Here is a 17,857-nt window from a genome sequence, read left to right on the forward strand (position 1 = left end):
AACACCCGTCAAATCGCGGCTAGCGTCTCCATTGGCCAGCGTGCCTGGACAGCAATCTGCGGCCCGTCCTGTTGGCCGGCCAGCAACCGCTGGCAACCGGCATAAGCGATCATGGCGCCGTTGTCGGTACAGAAACGGGGCCGTGCGTAGAACACCTGCCCGTTCAGTTCACCGAGCATCTGTTCCAGGCTTTCGCGCAGCGACTGATTGGCACTGACCCCGCCAGCGATGACCAGGCGCTTAAGGCCGGTCTGCTGAAGCGCACGTCGGCACTTGATGGTCAGGGTATCCACCACCGCTTGCTGGAATGCGAGCGCAATGTCGCAGCGGGTCTGCTCGCCGTCATCGCCGGCGCTGCGGCATTGCTGCCAGGTCGTCAGCGTAGAGGTCTTCAGCCCGCTGAAGCTGAAATCAAGGCCTGGGCGGTCGGTCATGGGCCGGGGGAAGACAAAACGGTCCGGCGTCCCACGCTGGGCTAGCGCGGCGATCTCAGGCCCGCCTGGATAGCGGAGCCCCATCAGCTTGGCGGTCTTGTCGAACGCCTCGCCCGCCGCATCGTCGATGGACTCCCCCAGCAACTCGTACTGGCCAATGCCATCTACCCGGACCAATTGGGTATGGCCACCCGAGACCAACAACGCGACGAACGGAAAGGCAGGCGGCTGTGCTTCTAGCATCGGCGCCAGCAGGTGCCCTTCCATGTGATGGACACCCACCGCTGGAATACCCCAGGCGAAGGCCATCGCCTGAGCACAGGAAGCGCCAACCAGCAGTGCGCCGACCAGGCCCGGTCCAGCGGTATAGGCAATGGCGTCGACGTGGCTCGCGTCGCGCTTGGCCTCTTCGAGCACTTGGCTGATCAGCGGCAGCATGCGCTTGACGTGATCACGCGAGGCCAGCTCTGGCACCACACCGCCGTATACGCGATGAAGGTCGATCTGGCTGAACAGCGCATCGGCGAGCAGCCCCTGCTCGCTGTCAAAGAGCGCGACACCGGTCTCGTCGCAGGACGTTTCAAGCCCTAGAACCAGCATGGGCACAACCTATTTATGGAAACAAAAGAAGCCGCGCATCATAATCGCCGCGGCCCGCGACCGACCAGCGCTTTTCGATCGGGGGGCTTTGCAATCCCGGCAGCAAGGCGTTAACATCCGCAACCCTTAAAACCAGCGTGCTCGCGGATTTGCCGAAGCGCGTTGTAACCGGTAAACAAGTGAAGGTACGTCCTGGATGCCCAACGTTAAAGTCAAAGAGAACGAACCATTCGACGTAGCCCTGCGTCGCTTCAAGCGTTCTTGCGAAAAAGCCGGTGTACTGGCTGAAGTTCGCAGCCGTGAGTTCTACGAGAAGCCTACTGCCGAGCGCAAGCGTAAAGCCGCTGCCGCAGTTAAGCGTCACGCCAAGAAAGTCCAGCGCGAGCAGCGCCGTAGCGTTCGCCTGTACTGATCTCGTACAGCTGAAGCTGCATCAAGCCCGGCGTTTGCCGGGCTTTGCATTTTAGATGAACTCCGCTTCGCCGACCGGCGAATGGTCGGAGTTTTTTTCATTCCGGCCCGAACATCGCGAGCGTATTGTCATACCCCTATGGCCGGCCTGATTCCCCAATCCTTCATTGACGACTTGCTCAATCGCTCCGACATCGTCGAAGTGGTGAGCTCGCGCGTCCAGCTGAAAAAGTCCGGCAAGAACTACACGGCGTGCTGCCCTTTTCACCAGGAAAAGACGCCCTCCTTCAGCGTCAGCCCGGACAAGCAGTTCTATTACTGCTTCGGTTGTGGCGCGGGCGGCAACGCGCTCGGCTTCATCATGGACCACGACAAGCTGGATTTCCCCCAGGCCGTCGAGGACTTGGCCAAGCGCGCCGGCATGGAGGTGCCTCGCGAGGAAAGCGGCCCGGGGCGTAAACCCCGCCAACCGGTCGACTCGCCGCTCTACCCGCTACTGGAGGCGGCTGCCGAATACTACCGGCAGGCTCTCAAGAGCCACCCGGCCCGCAAGGCCGCGGTCGAGTACCTCAAGGGGCGCGGATTGTCCGGCATCATCGCGCGCGATTTCGGGCTCGGCTTCGCCCCGCCCGGCTGGGACAACCTGATGAAACACCTGGGCGGCGACAGCCTTCAACAAAAGGCGATGATCGACGCCGGCCTCTTGATCGAAAACGCGGAAACCGGCCGCAGCTATGACCGCTTCCGCGACAGGGTGATGTTTCCGATTCGCGATAGCCGCGGTCGTGTAATCGCCTTCGGCGGGCGCGTCCTGGGGGACGACAAACCCAAATACCTGAACTCTCCGGAGACGCCCGTCTTCCACAAGGGCCAGGAACTCTATGGCCTGTACGAGGCGCGCAAAGCGAATCGCGACCTCGATGAAATCATGGTCGTCGAAGGCTACATGGACGTGATCGCCCTGGCCCAACAAGGCCTGCGCAACGCCGTCGCGACACTCGGCACCGCCACCAGCGACGAACACCTCAAGCGCCTGTTCCGCCTCGTGCCGAGCGTGCTGTTCTGCTTCGACGGCGACGGTGCGGGTCGCAAGGCAGCGTGGCGCGCGCTCGAAGCGGCGCTGCCGAATCTGCAGGATGGTCGCCGCGCCCGCTTCCTGTTCCTTCCTGAGGGTGAAGATCCTGACACCCTGGTACGCGCCGAAGGCACCGATGCCTTTCTTGCACGCATCCAGCAGCAAGCCCAACCGCTGGCAGATTATTTCTTCCAGCAATTGAGCGAGGAAGCGGACCCACGCTCGCTCGAGGGCAAGGCCCACCTGGCCACCCTCGCCGCACCGCTCATCGAAAAGATTCCCGGCAATAACCTTCGCGCCTTGATGCGTAAGCGCCTCAGCGAAATCACCGGCCTCCAAGGTGAAGCCTTACAACAACTGCCGAACCCCGCACCCAGCACGACGACAGAATTCGACGACAGCGCGTATTACGACACCAGCTCAGCCTATGACGATTCCGGCTTCTATGCGCCAGCGGAGCCCACACAGAAGCGAGGCAGTAAGAAAGAGTGGAAAAAGGACTGGAAAAAGCCGGGCCAGCGTCCAGACTTTGCCCCACGCGCAGCTCGAAAGCCCGCTACGGTCGAACCGCCGACGCTAACCACATTGCGCACCCTGCTTCACCATCCCGAGCTTGCGCAAAAGGTAGAAGACGTCAGCCATTTCGCCGCGGAAGACGACACCTATGCCCAGCTACTCGTCGCGCTGCTCGGCACGCTGCAGAAGAATCCTAAGCTGCGCAGCCTGCAGCTGATTGCTCGCTGGCATGGAACCGATCAAGGGCGTCTTTTACGCGCCCTGGCAGAGAAAGAATGGCTGATATCGGCCGATAACCTTGAACAGCAGTTTTTCGACACCATTAACACCCTAGCCGCCCGACAACGCGAGCGCAGCCTCGAAATACTGCTGCGCAAAGCGCGCCAGGGTGAACTCAGCGCGGAGGAGAAAGACCAGCTACGCAACCTGCTGAGCCGCGGCTCGGCAACCGCTATATCGACCTCAACTGGCGCGTGAGGTCCTTGCTCAGCTATAATGCTCAGCTTGTTTTCAGCCCGCCAGAACCGTCAGTGGATAGGGTTATATGTCCGGAAAAGCGCAACAGCAGTCTCGTCTCAAAGAATTGATCCAGCGTGGTCGTGAGCAGGGGTACCTGACTTACGCCGAGGTCAATGACCACCTACCGGAGGATATTTCCGATCCGGAACAGGTGGAAGACATCATTCGCATGATCAACGACATGGGTATCAATGTATTCGAGGTTGCCCCGGATGCCGATGCCCTGTTGCTGGCCGAAGCCGATACCGATGAAGCCGCCGCTGAGGAAGCCGCCGCGGCCCTGGCCGCCGTCGAGACCGATATCGGCCGCACCACCGACCCAGTGCGCATGTACATGCGTGAAATGGGCACCGTGGAGCTGCTGACCCGTGAAGGCGAAATCGAGATCGCCAAACGCATCGAGGAAGGCATCCGTGAAGTCATGGGCGCTATTGCCCACTTCCCAGGCACCGTCGACAGCATCCTTGCCGACTACGACCGCGTTACCAGCGAAGGCGGCCGGCTGTCGGACATTCTCAGCGGTTACATCGACCCTGACGATGACGGCGCTGCCGCACCACAGGAAGTTGAGCCGGTTACGCCGCAGACCTCCTCTGCCAAATCGTCCGACGATGAAAAGGACGACGAGGACGAGGACGACTCCGACAGCGAAGAGGAAGAAGGCGATGGCGGTCCGGACCCGGAAGTCGCTCGCGTCCGCTTCGGCGCGGTTGCCGAACAGCTCGAAGCCGCCAAGACTGCGCTGAAGAAGCATGGCCGTGGCAGCCCACAGGCCAACGACGCCTTGCTGGAGCTGGCAACGCTGTTCATGCCGATCAAGCTCATTCCCAAGCAGTACGATGCGCTGGTCGAACGGGTACGCGACGCTCTTGCCCAAGTGCGCGCCCAGGAACGCGCCATCATGCAGATCTGCGTGCGTGACGCCCGCATGCCGCGTGCCGACTTCCTGCGTCAGTTTCCGAACAACGAGACAGACCTAGGCTGGGCTGACCAGCTCGCCAACGGCAAGGCCAAGTACGCCGACGCCATCGCTGCCCGTAAAGACGATATCCAACGCTGCCAGGAAAAGCTGCTCGCTCTGGAGGAAAGTTGCGCGCTGACCATTGCTGACATCAAAGACATCAACCGTCGTATGTCGATCGGTGAGGCCAAAGCTCGCCGCGCGAAGAAAGAGATGGTCGAGGCTAACCTGCGCCTGGTTATCTCCATCGCCAAGAAGTACACCAATCGCGGCCTGCAATTCCTCGATCTGATCCAGGAAGGCAACATTGGCCTCATGAAGGCGGTGGACAAGTTCGAATACCGCCGCGGCTACAAGTTCTCGACCTACGCCACCTGGTGGATTCGCCAGGCGATTACTCGCTCCATTGCCGACCAAGCGCGGACCATCCGCATCCCGGTCCACATGATCGAGACGATCAACAAGCTCAACCGTATTTCCCGTCAGATGCTGCAGGAAATGGGTCGTGAACCGACGCCGGAAGAGCTGGGCGAACGCATGGAAATGCCTGAGGACAAGATCCGCAAGGTATTGAAGATCGCCAAAGAGCCGATCTCCATGGAAACACCGATCGGTGACGACGAAGATTCGCACCTGGGCGACTTCATCGAAGACTCTGCCATGCAGTCGCCGATCGACGTCGCCACCGTGGAGAGCCTCAAGGAAGCGACTCGCGAAGTCCTCTCCGGCCTCACCGCACGTGAAGCCAAGGTACTGCGCATGCGCTTCGGCATCGACATGAATACCGACCACACCCTCGAGGAAGTCGGCAAACAATTCGATGTCACTCGTGAGCGAATCCGTCAGATAGAGGCCAAGGCACTGCGCAAGCTGCGCCATCCGACGCGAAGCGAGCATCTGCGCTCCTTCCTCGACGAGTAAACGGCGTCGGCATCAAAGAAACCCCGGCTCTGGCCGGGGTTTCTTTGTTTATATGCCCAGAACACGCCCTCGTCTGTTGGCGCTCCCTCCCCTCGCCGGTATAATCCGCCGGCCTTCTGGGGGCCTATAGCTCAGTTGGTTAGAGCAGAGGACTCATAATCCTTTGGTCCACGGTTCGAGTCCGTGTGGGCCCACCAATAAAGTTAAGGACTTAGGCCAGCTTTCGAGCTGGCCTTTTCTTTTCTGGTCCGAAAATATTTTTACGGGTACTGCTTTCTTGGCCAAGCTTAGGGACGTCGGCGAGCAAGGCGAAACCATAATGCGGGGCTAATCGGTCAGATCCCGGAGAAATGGCATCGTGGCCTGCCGCGACTACTACCCGCTCTGCCAGATGCCTAAAGGAGACAGTGATCATTGCCACAATTTAGCGAAGGCGACAAAAGCTGGGCGGGACGACACGCGTAGGATTCGCGTACGAAAACAGGGAGCAACACCATGAGCGGAAAACCGGCGGCTCGCCAAACTGACCCCATCTCTTGCCCAGTGCCTGGCCATGGCACAAACCCCATCGCAACGGGTTCCCCGGACGTCTTGTTCGATAACCTGCCGGCCGCACGGATGAGCGATACGTCAGCCTGTGGCAGCCCAATAGTGGGCGCTGTAGCAAGCACAGTACTGATCAACGGCCTGCCGGCTGCGACACTTGGAAGTACGGGTGGCCATGGGAGTTTGATCATCGGCGGCTCCGGCAGCGTGATCATCGGTGACAGCCCAGTAGCCGCCCCCTTCACAGCACCAAGCCCGTCAGTGCTAAATGCAACCCCGGTTGCGACAGCGGCAGTGCCAACGAGGCAGTCTTCTGCCGCCCCTCTTGCGGCCCAACCGGCAAAGCCCGCCGGCAGCATTACGCGGCCTGCGTCGGCGACTGATCGATCGGCAGCTGCCGAAAAGATCCTTGACGACTTCGAGTGCTCAATTTCTAACCGTCGCGTCTTCAACGACTCCGAACATCCAATGGGTACAGCCAGTGACCCGTTCGAGAAGAGCAAGGTCATAGAGCAGCTACGAGTACGCCTGGCGAGATCCCAAGGGCAGTATGTGTCGACTCAGGAAAGAATCACCCCTCAGCCGAACCAGCAAGAGACCAGCCTGTGCGGGCCTGCAGCTTTCTTCTACGCGCTGCTGAAGGATCGCCCTGATCTTTATGCCCAAGCGATCATCGATCTATGGGAAACGGGGGAAACCACAATCGGGCAGCTACACATCAAGCCCAGCTACGACTGCCGGAATCCGAAGAACTTCAGCGACACGGCGGCAGGAGACCGGATATCCGCGATTGACTGGATCTCGCTGGCCAGTCTTCGAGACAGCGAGAACGCCCTGCTCGATTACGACTCCCCTAGCGACCAGGTATCAGGGATTACTCTTCCCAGCAAAGTAGAGTCATGGTTTATCAAGGCTGGCGCCACCGTTGTCTTCGATAACATCCAGTTCAGGGGGCACATCAACCAGGAGAAGCTCCTAGAGTTGCTCAGCTACCTGAGCCCTCAGCACCATGTCACTTCGCTAGTTTGCGCCTCGATGGTGGAGGGCGGCGCAGGGGTCGGAAAGAATCACTGGATAGTTTGGGAAGAAGCACCGCAGACCCAAAACGGCGAAATCAATCAGACCACCGCGCCCGAGGATAAAATCGTCGACTCTCAGATGTTTTCTTGGGGCTACGTTTCGCACCAGATTACGCGCAGCTACACGCTTGGTCAGCTCGTCAAAGACATATACGGCGGGGCCGTATTCAGCAAAATCCCATGAGAGAGAAAAGCGCCTCATATGCTACGGAAAGCACTTTGCGTCATCGGCTTAACGCTTCAGCTGGCGGGATGTGAAGCAGTCATGTCCGGTGGCATGGTCGGCAGCTGCGCCATGCGGCCTGAACCGACTCTGCTGCCGGAGGCCTTACCAACCGCCAAAGTCGGGGTCCCGTACAGCGTGCAGCTCAGCGTGACCAATACTTCCTCACCAGTTCACGGCATCTATGCAAGTGACGCCTACCCCTTGCCCGGCGGACTGAGGATCGATCACCAAGACCGCGAACCGAGTGGATTCATCAGCGGCACTCCGATTAAAGCTGGCGCTTATGAAGTGCACATATCCGCCGGCACCTACGGCACCCAGTGCGCCGGCCTTAGGGCACGCCGCGTCTACACGCTCAAAGTTACGGAATAACGGCCCCAGTGCGGCAGCCAAGACGTGGAGCACGTCTACAAATAAATCGACGAATAGTAAAACCCATGAATAACCTCCGACGCACTTTTCTCATAGGCCTGGCCGTTCTGCCACTGGTCACCGTGGGACTTTATTCTGCCGTTACCCGAATAGACCCCAACCCGAAGCATGCCGTGGGCGAGCAGCTCGACGAGCTAAACGGCGTAGCGATTTACTACAACGGCGGGGTCAATACAGTGCAGGGCCGCAACCTGACTCAGGACGGATACAACCTTGGCCTCCGTTACCAATGCGTCGAATTCGTCAAACGCTACTACTTCGAGCGCCACGGCCACCGCATGCCGGACAGCTACGGGCATGCCAAAGACTTCTTCGATCCACAGGTCAGCGACGGCGCACTGAATGCCAGGCGCGGCCTGTTGCAGTTCATCAACGGCAGCGCCGAGCCACCGCACGCCGACGATCTGCTGGTGTTCGCCCCCTCATTGCTCAACCGCTATGGGCACGTTGCGATCATTGCGAGCGTCGGTAGCGACACGCTGCAAATAGCCCAACAGAACCCAGGCCCCTTCGCCAGCACCAGGGAATCCATCCCCCTCGCCCACCGTGACGGCCGCTGGTACATCGAGAATGACCGGGTGCGGGGCTGGCTCCGGCTGCCTGCTGCGAATGAGCAAATCCCAACGCTCGATCAAAGCGTTGGGTTGATGCACTAGCCACGCAGTGTAGCGCGCCCGCAGGGGAGCAACAAATGACGAACTCGGACCCCTTACGGCGACCCTTTCGCCAAGGCAGAACCAAGTAAGGCTTTGGGCAGCCCTGTCGGATGAGACAACACCGTCGACTACTTCAGCATTGCCCGAAACCTTAAAGGCTATGAACGCTCAACCATTGAGACAGCCGTCTTTTTCGAAGCTGCACCCGCCTGCTTCTCGAACCTGCAAGCAGCAATTCCCTCCGTCTGGACAGCGTTCGACTCTGCCTGGCTCATAATCCTTCGGTCCACGGTTCAAGTCCGTGTGGGCCCACCCCCTTTAAAGCCGCAATGCGCGGCTTTCTTGTAACTGCCTGCAAAAAATGGAAAACCGTTTAGTCCAGCCTCTTGACGGTGCGCCTTTGCCTCCCGTGGTTTATTTCAAGATTCTCCTCATAAGTAACGCTTGTGCCGTGCAGGAACACGGACGGCAGGAACCTCGTAGCAAGCAAGCTAATGCCTCACGGGCGCAAATATTGTGCGGCCGACGTCCGGCTCGACCTGATCGACGTATTCAGTGGCGAGGCGGACAGCAGCACGGTTATCGAGGGTAGAAGTGGCCTGGTGACACTTGGCGACGACCATCCGCAATATCTGCTGGCGACGCCCATCACTGAATACCTTGGAGCGGTCATTGATACGCCTGCACAAGTGCCTTGATATTGGCTGGCGAACCTCCATTTTCAAACTTCGCTATCACGGAGCTTCGTCATGACCGCCCGCCTTATCCCCTGCGCCCATTGCGCGGGGCTCAACCGCATCCCTTCCGAGCGCCTTGGCGATGCGCCACGCTGCGGCCATTGCAAGTCCGCGGTGCTCAGCCACACGCCCCTCGCGCTGAGCCAGTCGAGCTTCGAACGGCAGGCTAAAGGCGACCTGCCATTGCTAGTGGATGTGTGGGCCAGCTGGTGCGGCCCGTGCCGTGCCTTCGCCCCGACATTCGAGCAGGCGGCCGCCCAACTCGTGGGTATCTGCCGGCTGGGCAAGCTTGACAGCGAAGCCAATCCGCAGCTGTCCGCGCGGCTTGGCATCCGCTCGATCCCTAGCCTGATCTTGTTCCGAGACGGTCGGGAGGTGGCGCGCCAGAGCGGAGCCATGCCGCTTCCTCAGCTACTGGCCTGGCTAAGGCAACAGGGCGTCGAGGTGCCAGCGCGCTGATTGAAGCGGCTGCGCTGCATCCGAACCGGCGCGACAGCTGCCTCCCCGTTCGGTTCCCGAATACCGCTACCTCTTATCAGGATATTTCAAGCAACGTTTGCCTCGGGTTGAACGCGATTGGATAATGCCCGCCACTTCCGGGGCGGATGTTCCACCGATAGTCGCTGTACAGGGACGTCGACACGCCAATAACAAAGGCTCAAGAAGAGCCGGTGAGTTCAAGCGTGATTCAATTCGATATCGATCAATGGCAGGCCTGGGCTCCAGGTCTGGCGAGCGTTGGCGACTGGACGATCTGGGCCAGGGAGCCCTATTGCGTCGAGCCCGGCGATCAGATGCCGGACGTTACCTTCCTCCCCGCCATGCAACGCCGCCGCCTCAGCCGCCTGGCTCGGATGGCTTTCACCGTGGCAACGCCGCTGGCTGAAGGCAAGCCCCCGCTCCCGCTGGTCTACGCCTCCCGCCACGGCGAAACGCCACGCACTTTTGCCATCCTCGACGACTTGGCCCGTGAAGAGCCGGTGTCGCCTACGCAGTTCAGCCTCTCGGTGCACAACGCCGTCATTGGCCTCTGGTCGATCCAGCGCGAAGACACCAGCGAAATGACCGCGTTGGCTGCCGAGGGCGACGGCCTCGAGCATGCCGTGCTCGAAGCCGCCCTGCTGCTCGCCGAGGGTGCGCCCGGCGTGCTGGTGGTAATCGCCGAGGACAAACCACCAGCCGCCTATGAGCCCTGGATCAGCGATGTGCCATTCCCTTACGCCTTGGGGCTGCTGCTCACGCCTGGCAATAGCTGGCGCCTGAGCCTGGAAACTGGTGATCCATCAGAGCACGCGCCCGGGCGATGGCCGCATGCACTCGAGCTGATCCGCGCGCTGGTCACTGGCCAGCCGCATCGCGAGCATCAATGGAAGGGACGCAGATGGAACTGGCAGCACACTCACTGACCCCGCGCCGCAGCGCGCCTTGGGCATGGCGCCTGATCGCTACCGCTTTGTCGTTCGCCCTGTTTGGCCTGGGTGGGCTGTGCCTGCGCCTGATCGTCTTCCCGCTGCTCTCGCTTCTGCCGGGCAACGCGTTGTTGCAGCGCCAGCGTGCGCGCCAAACGGTGAGTCGGCTGTTCTGGCTGTTCGTGCAGTTCATGTACCGCAGCGGCGTACTGACCTACGAGGTCGACGGCGCCGAGCGACTCGGCCGCCCCGGCCAACTGATCATCGCCAACCACCCGTCGCTGATCGACGTGGTAGTGCTGATCGGCCTGATCCGCGACGCCAATTGCGTGGTCAAGCAAAGCCTCTGGGACAATCCGTTCACGCGCGGCCCTATCCGTGCGGCGCAGTACATCAGCAACAACGGCAGCGCGGACATGCTCGACGAGGCGGCGCGGGCACTTCAGAAAGGCCAGACGCTGATCATCTTTCCCGAAGGCACCCGGACGACACCTGGGCAGGCGCCTCAATTTCACCGCGGTGCAGCCTCCATCGCACTGCGCGGGGCAACGCGGGTCACGCCTGTGGTAATCACCGTAACGCCGACCACGCTCACCAAGGCCGAGCCCTGGTATCGGATCCCGGCACGGCGCTTTCATATTCATCTGCGGGTCGGGCACGACATCGATCCGCAGACGTTCGCCGCCGGGGGGGCGGCGCCCATCGCTTCGCGGCGACTCAATGACCATCTGCACCAGCATTTCATAAAGGAGCTCGCACTCGATGAGCCAACTAACGCTTGAGATCAGGCAACTGATCATCGATGCCCTGGGTCTGGAAGACCTCACGCCGGACGACATCGCCGCCGACCAACCCCTGTTCGGCGAAGGCCTGGGCCTCGACTCGGTCGACGCCCTAGAGCTGGGGCTCGCGATCCAGAAACGCTTCGGCATCAAGATCGACGCGGACGCCAAGGACACCCGCACGCATTTCGCCAGCGTCGACAGCCTGGCCGCATACATCAACGCCAACCGTGCCGTCGCCTGAGGAGGAGCCCAACGTGAACAGCCGTGACGAGATCTTCCTGACCCTGCGCGACGCGCTGGTCGAACTCTTCGAACTGGAGCCCGGGCGCATCACCCTCGAGGCCAACCTTTACCAGGATCTGGAAATCGACAGCATCGACGCTGTCGACCTGATCGACCACATCAAGCGTCAGACGGGCAAGAAGATCGCTGCTGAGGAGTTCAAGTCCGTGCGCACTGTCGGTGACGTCGTCGACGCCGTGCACCGCATGGTCAATCCCGAGCTCGCCTGACGCCCCACCGATGCCCGCCGTGCCCACGATGCGCACGGCGTATCGACCTGCCCATCCGATGGACGCCCACATGCACGCACCCGCACGAACAGGCAAAGCCGGCGCCGGCCGGCTGGTCGGCCTTGGCCTGTTGCTGGCCGGCCTCGCCTACCCGTTCGTCGTGTACGGCGCCCGGGATTCGTTGTCGCCCCGGCTGTTCGCCCTGCTGCTGGGTGTGCTCTGGCTGGCACGGATGCTCACCGCCCAGCAAACCGCGATGAGCCGCACGATGACCGTCACCGCCCTGCTGTTTTGCCTGCTGCTGGGCTGGGCGGACGACACCGCACTGCTGCTCTGGTACCCGGTGCTGATCAGCCTCGCGCTGCTGGGCCTGTTCGCCGGCAGCCTGATCGCTGGCACGCCCGTGATCGAGCGGCTCGCCAGGTTGAGCGAGCCGGACTTGCCACCGGCGGCCGTCCGCTACACCCGCACGGTGACCTGGGTCTGGGTTGGCTTTTTCATCCTTAATGCCAGCGCGGCCGGCGCACTCGCGCTCTGGGCACCGCTGGCCTGGTGGACGTTGTATACCGGACTGATCGCCTATTTGTTGATGGGTGCGCTGTTCGCTGGTGAATGGCTGGTTCGCCAGCACGTCAGGAAAAACGCATGAACTGGATAGCCCTGGAGCAGCTGCTGGAAACCGCTGCGCCCGACCGCCTGGTAACGCTGGAGCCCGCGCTTGGCCACCTTGAGCTTCGCGAGCAGGCCTTGCGCCTGGCTGCCGGCCTGCGCCGCCGTGGTGTACGCCGGATCGCCGTGCACCTGCAGGATGCCGCCGAGCTTGCCGTCACGCTGCTCGGCGCCTGGCGAGCCGGTGCCGTCGTGTTGCTGCCGGCCGACCTGCAGCCGGCCAGCCGCGCCCGTCTGCACGATCAGGCGGAGCTGTGGATCAGCGACCATTCTTGCGATACGCCCGTGCATAGCTTGTTCGAGGAACCGCTCGAAGGCGCGCGGCTCGAACTGGACCGGACATGCCTGGTCTTGTGCACGTCCGGCTCCAGCGGCGAGCCCAAGCTGATCGACAAGACGTTGCGGCAGCTCGCCAACGAAGTGCAAACGCTCGAAGCCCTGTGGGGCGAAGCGCTCGGCAACGCCTGCGTGATCGGCAGCGTGGCCGCTCACCATATCTACGGGCTGCTGTTCCGTGTGCTCTGGCCGCTCTGCGCCGGACGCCCTTTTCTCCGTCAGGCGCAGCCCTTTTCCGAAGATCTGCAACTGGCCAGCCGTGAGCATCCGAATTTTTGCTGGGTCGCCAGCCCGGCGCTCCTCAAACGCATGGGCGACAACCTGGACTGGTCAGCGCTGCGCAGCGTACGCCAGGTGTTTTCCTCGGGCGGGCCGCTGGAGGCTGAGGTTGCTGACCGCTTGGCCCAACGCCTCGGTCAGGCGCCGACCGAAATCTTCGGCAGCTCCGAAACAGGCGGCATCGCCTGGCGCCAAGGCGGCCTGCTGTGGCAGCCGTTCGCCGGCGTCCAGCTCAGCCAAGATGAGCGCGGTGCCCTGCGGGTCGAATCGCCATGCCTGCCAGCCGGGCATATCGAGCAGACCGCCGATGCGGCAAACCTGGAGCCGGACGGCCGCTTCACCCTGCTCGGGCGACTGGACCGGATCGTCAAACTCGAGGAAAAGCGCGTCTCGCTGCCCATGCTGGAACGTGCGCTCGCAACTCATCCGCATGTCGCCGATGCACGGCTCGGCGTGATTCGGGAAAACCGAGCCTACCTCGCCGCCTTGGTCGCATTGAGCGATGCCGGCCTGCATGCCCTGCGCAACGGTGGTCGCCGTGCCCTGACCGAGGCGCTGCGTCACCACCTCTCGGCGCATTGCGAAGCCATGGCACTGCCGCGCCGCTGGCGCCTTGTGCGCGACCTGCCGCTCAACGAGCAGGGCAAGCTGCCTCAAGCCCGGGTCGACGCCCTGCTCCAGGCGCCGCGCCCGCTCCAACCAGATCGGCTGAGCGCGCAACTCGACGATGACCAATGGCACCTTGACCTCGCCATCCCGCCCGATCTGGCCCATTTCTCCGGCCACTTCCCGCGCACACCCGTATTGCCCGGCGTGGTGCAGATCGATTGGGCGCTGGCCTTGGCGCGCGAACTGATCAGCGATCTGCCGGCGCGCTTCGGCGGCATGGAAGTGCTCAAGTTCCAGCAGCTGGCCCGCCCTGGCGATCGCTTGCGCCTGACGCTGCGGCTGGACCGCGAGCGGGGCAAGTTGTACTTCAACTACCACAACGGCGAGGCGCCCTGCTCGTCCGGACGCATCCTGCTGGGAGACCCCGCATGACCAGCCTCATCCCGGCGAACCCGCTCGCCGCCAAACCGCATCGCGTTGCCGAGCAACTGGCGCTGGCCATTGATGACGACTGGTTCAAGCCCTGCGCTGTTATCCCGGTCTACAACCACGAGCGCGCCCTACCCGCCGTGGTGCGCGCGCTGCGTGAGCAGGACATGCCGTGCGTGTTGGTCGACGATGGCTCGAGCCCGGCTGCCGCTCAGGTGCTCGACGCCCTCGCGCAGCAGCCCGACGTATATCTGCTGCGGCACGCGAGCAACCAGGGCAAGGGCGGTGCCGTCAGCAGTGGGCTGCGCGAGGCGGCTCGCCTGGGTTTCAGCCATGCCTTGCAAGTGGACGCGGATGGCCAGCACGATCTCAGCGCCGTTTCGCTGTTTCTCGACCGAGCCTGCCAAGCGCCTGAGGCGGTGATCTGCGGCTACCCGCTGTATGACGCCAGCGTGCCCAAGGGCCGGCTATATGCGCGATACCTGACCCATGTCTGGGTCTGGATCAACACCCTGTCGCTGTCGATTCGCGACTCGATGTGCGGCTTTCGCGTCTATCCGCTGCGCCAGACAATCGCCTTGCTCGACTCGGTGCACCTGGGCAAGCGGATGGACTTCGATACCGAAATACTGGTGCGCCTGTACTGGCAAGAGCAACCGATGGTCTGGTTGCCGACCCGTGTGCACTACCCAGCCGACGGCGTTTCGCATTTTCGCCTGTGGCACGACAACCTGCTGATTTCGGCGATGCACGCGCGGCTGTTCGGCGGCATGCTCGTGCGCGCGCCGAAACTGCTCTGGCGGCGGTGGCACGGATGACCGAGCGCGGCGCTGCCGACACGCATTGGGCCGGGCATCGCGAGCGCGGCAGCTTTGCCCTGATGAAGCTCACCGCCTGGGCGGTGCGGGTCATCGGCCGCAAACCCATGGCACCGGTGCTTTACCTGATCGTGTTGTACTTCTATCTGTTCGGCCGCCGCGCCCGGCAAAGCGCCTGGACTTATCAGCGCCACCTGGCCGACTGGAGCGGCCAGCACGCGTTGGCACCGAATGCAGGTTCGGTCTACCGCCAGTTCATGGCCTTCGCCGATACGCTGCTCGACAAGCTCGACGTCTGGGGCGGGCGCCTGTCGCTGGACAAGCTGGTGCTGCACGACCCCGCCAACCTGCATGCCGATCTCAAGGCGCCGCGCGGCCAACTGCTGGTCGGCTCGCACCTGGGCAACCTCGAAATCTGCCGCGCGCTGGCCGAGCTGGGCCGCAAGGTCACCATGAATGTCCTCGTACACACGCGCCACGCCGAACGCTTCAACAAGCTGCTCGACGAATCCGGAGCCGATCGCCTGCGGCTGATTCAGGTCAGCGAGCTGGACCCAGCCACCATGCTCGATCTGTCCCAGCGCCTGGAGCGGGGCGAATGGTTGGCGATTGCCGGGGATCGGGTGCCTCTGCATGGTGGGCGCACGGCGGTCGTCGATTTCCTCGGCCAACCGGCGGCCTTTCCGCAGGGACCATGGCTGCTCGCCGGCCTGCTGCAGTGCCCGGCCAATCTCTTGTTCTGCCTAAAACAGGGCGAGCATTTCCATGTCTACCTCGAACCCTTCGCCGAGGCCATTCGCTGGCGTCGCCGCGAGCGAGACGCCGTGGTGAGGCAATGGGCGCAGCGCTATGCCGATCGGCTGGCCGCACGCTGCCTGGAAGCGCCGCTGCAGTGGTTCAATTTCTACCCTTTCTGGAATACCGATGAACGACGCCCCGACTGAGCCTGTGATCTTCGGCGAGAACCTGCTGCGCATCGAAGATGTGCTGGACGTCGCGCAGCAACGCGTGCCGTCGCAACTGCAGGCCGATACGAATTTTCGCGCTCGCATCGCGCGTGGTGCGCAATTTCTCGACACCCTGCTCGACCGCGAAGGCGTCATTTACGGCGTCACCACGGGGTATGGCGATTCCTGCGTGGTCGCGGTGCCGGTGCACCAGGTCGAAGCGCTGCCGCGCCACCTGTTTACCTTTCACGGCTGCGGCCTGGGCAAGCTGCTCGACGCCGAGGCCACCCGCGCCGTACTGGCGGCGCGCCTGCGCTCGCTGACCCACGGCATGTCTGGCGTTCGCCTGGAACTGCTTGAACGCCTGCAGGCCTTCCTCGCCCACGACGTGCTGCCGTTGATTCCTGAGGAGGGCTCGGTCGGCGCCAGCGGCGACCTGACCCCATTGTCCTATGTCGCCGCGACACTCTCCGGCGAACGGGACGTGTTGTTCCAAGGCAAGGTACGTAGCGCCGCCGACGTGCATCGCCAGCTCGGCTGGGCACCGCTGACGCTGCGGCCGAAAGAAGCCTTGGCGTTGATGAACGGTACCGCGGTGATGACCGGCCTCGCCTGCCTGGCATTCGCCCGGGCGGACTACCTGCTCAAGCTTGCCACGCGCATCACCGCGCTAAACGTCGTCGCCATGCAGGGCAACCCCGAGCATTTCGACGAGCGCCTGTTCGCCGCCAAGCCGCACCCCGGCCAAGCCCAGGTCGCCGCCTGGCTACGCGAGGACCTGGCCATCGACGGTCCAACGGCACCGCTGCATCGCCTTCAAGACCGTTATTCCCTGCGCTGCGCGCCGCATGTCCTCGGTGTGCTGGCCGACAGCCTCGGTCTGCTGCGGCAGTTCATCGAGACCGAACTGAACAGCGCCAACGACAATCCGATCATCGACGCCGAAGCCGAGCGCGTGCTGCACGGCGGGCACTTTTACGGCGGGCACATTGCCTTCGCCATGGACAGCCTGAAGAACCTCGTTGCCAACGTTGCTGACCTGCTCGACCGCCAGCTCGCCCTGTTGGTCGACACGCGGTACAACCACGGTCTGCCGAGCAACCTGTCCGGCGCGCCGGCTGCCACCGCGATGATCAATCATGGTTTCAAAGCCGTGCAAATCGGCGCCAGCGCCTGGACGGCCGAGGCGCTGAAGAACAGCATGCCGGCCAGCGTGTTCTCCCGTTCCACCGAGTGCCACAACCAGGACAAGGTCAGCATGGGCACCATCGCCGCTCGCGACGCCTTGCGTAGCCTGAAGCTGACCGAGCAAGTCGCCGCCGCCACGCTGATCGCCGCCCAACAGGGCGTCTGGTTGCGACAGCGACAGGACGGCGCGCGCGCCCTGCCCACCGCGCTCGCACAGATGCATGGGGCACTGAGTGAAGATTTCCCGCCGCTGATCGAAGACCGTGCGCTGGAAAGCGAGTTGCGGCTGTGCCTGGCGCGCATCCGCGCACGCCACTGGAGGCTCTATGCGTAAGGAAGGTGTTTTGCAGGCCGAGGTGGAAATCCTGGTGCCCTTTTTCGACGTCGACTCGATGGACGTCGTCTGGCACGGCCACTACGTGAAGTATTTCGAAATGGCGCGCTGCGCCCTGCTCGACCGCATCGGGCACAACTACGTGCAGATGCGCGACGCCGGCTACGCCTGGCCCATCATCGACATCCAGCTGCGGTACGTGCGCGGCGCCCGCTTCAACCAGCGCATCCGGGTACGCGCCGATCTGGTGGAGTGGGAGCACCGCCTGAAGGTCAACTACCTCATCAGCGATGCCGAAACGGGGGAGCGCATGACTCGCGGTACCAGCGTCCAGGTCGCGGTCGAAATCGCCACCCGCGAGATGCTGTTCGCCTCGCCACGGGTGTTCATTGACGCGGTCGAGCGTGCGCTGTGTTGACCCGCACTGTC

The 17,857-nt window shown here is 62.6% G+C and carries 19 protein-coding genes, 1 tRNA gene and 1 pseudogene; 20 read left to right on the forward strand and 1 reads right to left on the reverse strand.

Translation table 11 applies throughout. From position 1 onward, the window contains the following. Positions 1 to 8 precede the first annotated feature (8 nt). On the reverse strand, positions 9 to 1,034 hold the full coding sequence (gene tsaD, locus KXR72_RS12210) for a tRNA (adenosine(37)-N6)-threonylcarbamoyltransferase complex transferase subunit TsaD (RefSeq protein WP_437421379.1): 1,026 nt from the start codon (positions 1,032 to 1,034) through the stop codon (positions 9 to 11). Positions 1,035 to 1,230: 196 nt separating this feature from the next. Here tsaD and rpsU point away from each other — a divergent pair, with 196 nt between their 5' ends. From rpsU to KXR72_RS12310, 20 genes and pseudogenes are all read left to right on the forward strand, one after another. After that, positions 1,231 to 1,446 carry a 30S ribosomal protein S21 gene (rpsU, locus tag KXR72_RS12215; RefSeq protein WP_003283508.1) on the forward strand — a complete coding sequence of 72 codons (216 nt, stop codon included), beginning with the start codon at positions 1,231 to 1,233 and terminating at the stop codon, positions 1,444 to 1,446. 138 nt (positions 1,447 to 1,584) lie between these two features. Continuing rightward, a complete protein-coding gene (gene dnaG, locus KXR72_RS12220) occupies positions 1,585 to 3,513 on the forward strand; it encodes a DNA primase (protein WP_437421380.1) in 1,929 nt (642 codons plus the stop codon). A 67-nt stretch (positions 3,514 to 3,580) separates the two neighbouring features. Further along, a complete protein-coding gene (rpoD, locus tag KXR72_RS12225) occupies positions 3,581 to 5,437 on the forward strand; it encodes an RNA polymerase sigma factor RpoD (protein ID WP_437421381.1) in 1,857 nt (618 codons plus the stop codon). Positions 5,438 to 5,557: 120 nt separating this feature from the next. Continuing rightward, positions 5,558 to 5,634, forward strand: a tRNA-Ile gene (locus KXR72_RS12230). Positions 5,635 to 5,932: 298 nt separating this feature from the next. Further along, a pseudogene (locus KXR72_RS12235) lies at positions 5,933 to 6,259 on the forward strand (PAAR domain-containing protein); the annotation flags it as partial. Positions 6,260 to 7,357: 1,098 nt separating this feature from the next. After that, positions 7,358 to 7,660: a putative Ig domain-containing protein gene (locus KXR72_RS12240; protein WP_437421970.1), complete on the forward strand. Its 303-nt coding sequence runs from the start codon at positions 7,358 to 7,360 to the stop codon at positions 7,658 to 7,660. A gap of 65 nt (positions 7,661 to 7,725) precedes the next feature. Continuing rightward, positions 7,726 to 8,376, forward strand: a complete 651-nt coding sequence (locus KXR72_RS12245) for a CHAP domain-containing protein (RefSeq protein WP_437421382.1) — start codon at positions 7,726 to 7,728, stop codon at positions 8,374 to 8,376. 174 nt (positions 8,377 to 8,550) lie between these two features. Next, the gene (locus tag KXR72_RS12250) at positions 8,551 to 8,724 is read left to right on the forward strand and encodes a hypothetical protein (protein ID WP_437421971.1); all 174 of its coding nucleotides are present in this window, start codon (positions 8,551 to 8,553) and stop codon (positions 8,722 to 8,724) included. A 146-nt stretch (positions 8,725 to 8,870) separates the two neighbouring features. Beyond that, positions 8,871 to 9,074 (forward strand): DUF4823 domain-containing protein, encoded by a 204-nt coding sequence (locus KXR72_RS12255; RefSeq protein WP_437421383.1) that lies wholly within the window; start codon positions 8,871 to 8,873, stop codon positions 9,072 to 9,074. A gap of 51 nt (positions 9,075 to 9,125) precedes the next feature. Further along, on the forward strand, positions 9,126 to 9,572 hold the full coding sequence (gene trxC / locus KXR72_RS12260; protein WP_437421384.1) for a thioredoxin TrxC: 447 nt from the start codon (positions 9,126 to 9,128) through the stop codon (positions 9,570 to 9,572). Positions 9,573 to 9,796: 224 nt separating this feature from the next. Beyond that, complete coding sequence (locus tag KXR72_RS12265; protein WP_437421385.1) at positions 9,797 to 10,519, forward strand: beta-ketoacyl synthase chain length factor; 723 nt, start codon at positions 9,797 to 9,799, stop codon at positions 10,517 to 10,519. Then, entirely contained in the window at positions 10,495 to 11,304 is an 810-nt protein-coding gene (locus KXR72_RS12270; RefSeq protein WP_437421386.1) for a lysophospholipid acyltransferase family protein, read from the forward strand. Before KXR72_RS12265 ends, KXR72_RS12270 begins: the two co-directional genes overlap by 25 nt. Continuing rightward, the gene (locus tag KXR72_RS12275; protein WP_437421387.1) at positions 11,285 to 11,548 is read left to right on the forward strand and encodes a phosphopantetheine-binding protein; all 264 of its coding nucleotides are present in this window, start codon (positions 11,285 to 11,287) and stop codon (positions 11,546 to 11,548) included. The genes KXR72_RS12270 and KXR72_RS12275 overlap by 20 nt, the downstream gene beginning before the upstream one ends. A gap of 13 nt (positions 11,549 to 11,561) precedes the next feature. Next, positions 11,562 to 11,819 (forward strand): acyl carrier protein, encoded by a 258-nt coding sequence (locus KXR72_RS12280; RefSeq protein ID WP_437421388.1) that lies wholly within the window; start codon positions 11,562 to 11,564, stop codon positions 11,817 to 11,819. Positions 11,820 to 11,889: 70 nt separating this feature from the next. Further along, entirely contained in the window at positions 11,890 to 12,468 is a 579-nt protein-coding gene (locus KXR72_RS12285) for a hypothetical protein (RefSeq protein ID WP_437421389.1), read from the forward strand. Beyond that, positions 12,465 to 14,144 (forward strand): AMP-binding protein, encoded by a 1,680-nt coding sequence (locus KXR72_RS12290; protein ID WP_437421390.1) that lies wholly within the window; start codon positions 12,465 to 12,467, stop codon positions 14,142 to 14,144. The genes KXR72_RS12285 and KXR72_RS12290 overlap by 4 nt, the downstream gene beginning before the upstream one ends. Continuing rightward, entirely contained in the window at positions 14,141 to 14,959 is an 819-nt protein-coding gene (locus KXR72_RS12295; RefSeq protein WP_437421391.1) for a glycosyltransferase family 2 protein, read from the forward strand. The genes KXR72_RS12290 and KXR72_RS12295 overlap by 4 nt, the downstream gene beginning before the upstream one ends. Next, entirely contained in the window at positions 14,956 to 15,903 is a 948-nt protein-coding gene (locus KXR72_RS12300) for an LpxL/LpxP family acyltransferase (protein ID WP_437421392.1), read from the forward strand. The genes KXR72_RS12295 and KXR72_RS12300 overlap by 4 nt, the downstream gene beginning before the upstream one ends. Further along, the gene (locus KXR72_RS12305; protein ID WP_437421393.1) at positions 15,884 to 17,428 is read left to right on the forward strand and encodes an HAL/PAL/TAL family ammonia-lyase; all 1,545 of its coding nucleotides are present in this window, start codon (positions 15,884 to 15,886) and stop codon (positions 17,426 to 17,428) included. Before KXR72_RS12300 ends, KXR72_RS12305 begins: the two co-directional genes overlap by 20 nt. After that, positions 17,421 to 17,846, forward strand: coding sequence for an acyl-CoA thioesterase (locus KXR72_RS12310; protein WP_437421394.1), 426 nt, complete (start codon positions 17,421 to 17,423; stop codon positions 17,844 to 17,846). The genes KXR72_RS12305 and KXR72_RS12310 overlap by 8 nt, the downstream gene beginning before the upstream one ends. Positions 17,847 to 17,857 lie beyond the last annotated feature (11 nt).

It is taken from the genome of Stutzerimonas chloritidismutans, assembly GCF_051486945.1.
In the GTDB taxonomy this organism is placed as follows: Bacteria; Pseudomonadota; Gammaproteobacteria; order Pseudomonadales; family Pseudomonadaceae; genus Stutzerimonas; species Stutzerimonas chloritidismutans_B.

Bases quoted from the DNA above. Each gene is read 5' to 3' on its own strand.
- KXR72_RS12275 (WP_437421387.1), top strand. From the start codon at position 11,285: ATGAGCCAACTAACGCTTGAGATCAGGCAACTGATCATCGATGCCCTG.
- KXR72_RS12305 (WP_437421393.1), top strand. From the start codon at position 15,884: ATGAACGACGCCCCGACTGAGCCTGTGATCTTCGGCGAGAACCTGCTG.
- tsaD (WP_437421379.1), bottom strand. From the start codon at position 1,034: ATGCTGGTTCTAGGGCTTGAAACGTCCTGCGACGAGACCGGTGTCGCG.
- KXR72_RS12270 (WP_437421386.1), top strand. From the start codon at position 10,495: ATGGAACTGGCAGCACACTCACTGACCCCGCGCCGCAGCGCGCCTTGG.
- trxC (WP_437421384.1), top strand. From the start codon at position 9,126: ATGACCGCCCGCCTTATCCCCTGCGCCCATTGCGCGGGGCTCAACCGC.
- KXR72_RS12240 (WP_437421970.1), top strand. From the start codon at position 7,358: ATGCGGCCTGAACCGACTCTGCTGCCGGAGGCCTTACCAACCGCCAAA.
- KXR72_RS12300 (WP_437421392.1), top strand. From the start codon at position 14,956: ATGACCGAGCGCGGCGCTGCCGACACGCATTGGGCCGGGCATCGCGAG.
- rpoD (WP_437421381.1), top strand. From the start codon at position 3,581: ATGTCCGGAAAAGCGCAACAGCAGTCTCGTCTCAAAGAATTGATCCAG.
- KXR72_RS12290 (WP_437421390.1), top strand. From the start codon at position 12,465: ATGAACTGGATAGCCCTGGAGCAGCTGCTGGAAACCGCTGCGCCCGAC.
- rpsU (WP_003283508.1), top strand. From the start codon at position 1,231: ATGCCCAACGTTAAAGTCAAAGAGAACGAACCATTCGACGTAGCCCTG.
- dnaG (WP_437421380.1), top strand. From the start codon at position 1,585: ATGGCCGGCCTGATTCCCCAATCCTTCATTGACGACTTGCTCAATCGC.
- KXR72_RS12245 (WP_437421382.1), top strand. From the start codon at position 7,726: ATGAATAACCTCCGACGCACTTTTCTCATAGGCCTGGCCGTTCTGCCA.
- KXR72_RS12310 (WP_437421394.1), top strand. From the start codon at position 17,421: ATGCGTAAGGAAGGTGTTTTGCAGGCCGAGGTGGAAATCCTGGTGCCC.
- KXR72_RS12285 (WP_437421389.1), top strand. From the start codon at position 11,890: ATGCACGCACCCGCACGAACAGGCAAAGCCGGCGCCGGCCGGCTGGTC.
- KXR72_RS12295 (WP_437421391.1), top strand. From the start codon at position 14,141: ATGACCAGCCTCATCCCGGCGAACCCGCTCGCCGCCAAACCGCATCGC.
- KXR72_RS12255 (WP_437421383.1), top strand. From the start codon at position 8,871: ATGCCTCACGGGCGCAAATATTGTGCGGCCGACGTCCGGCTCGACCTG.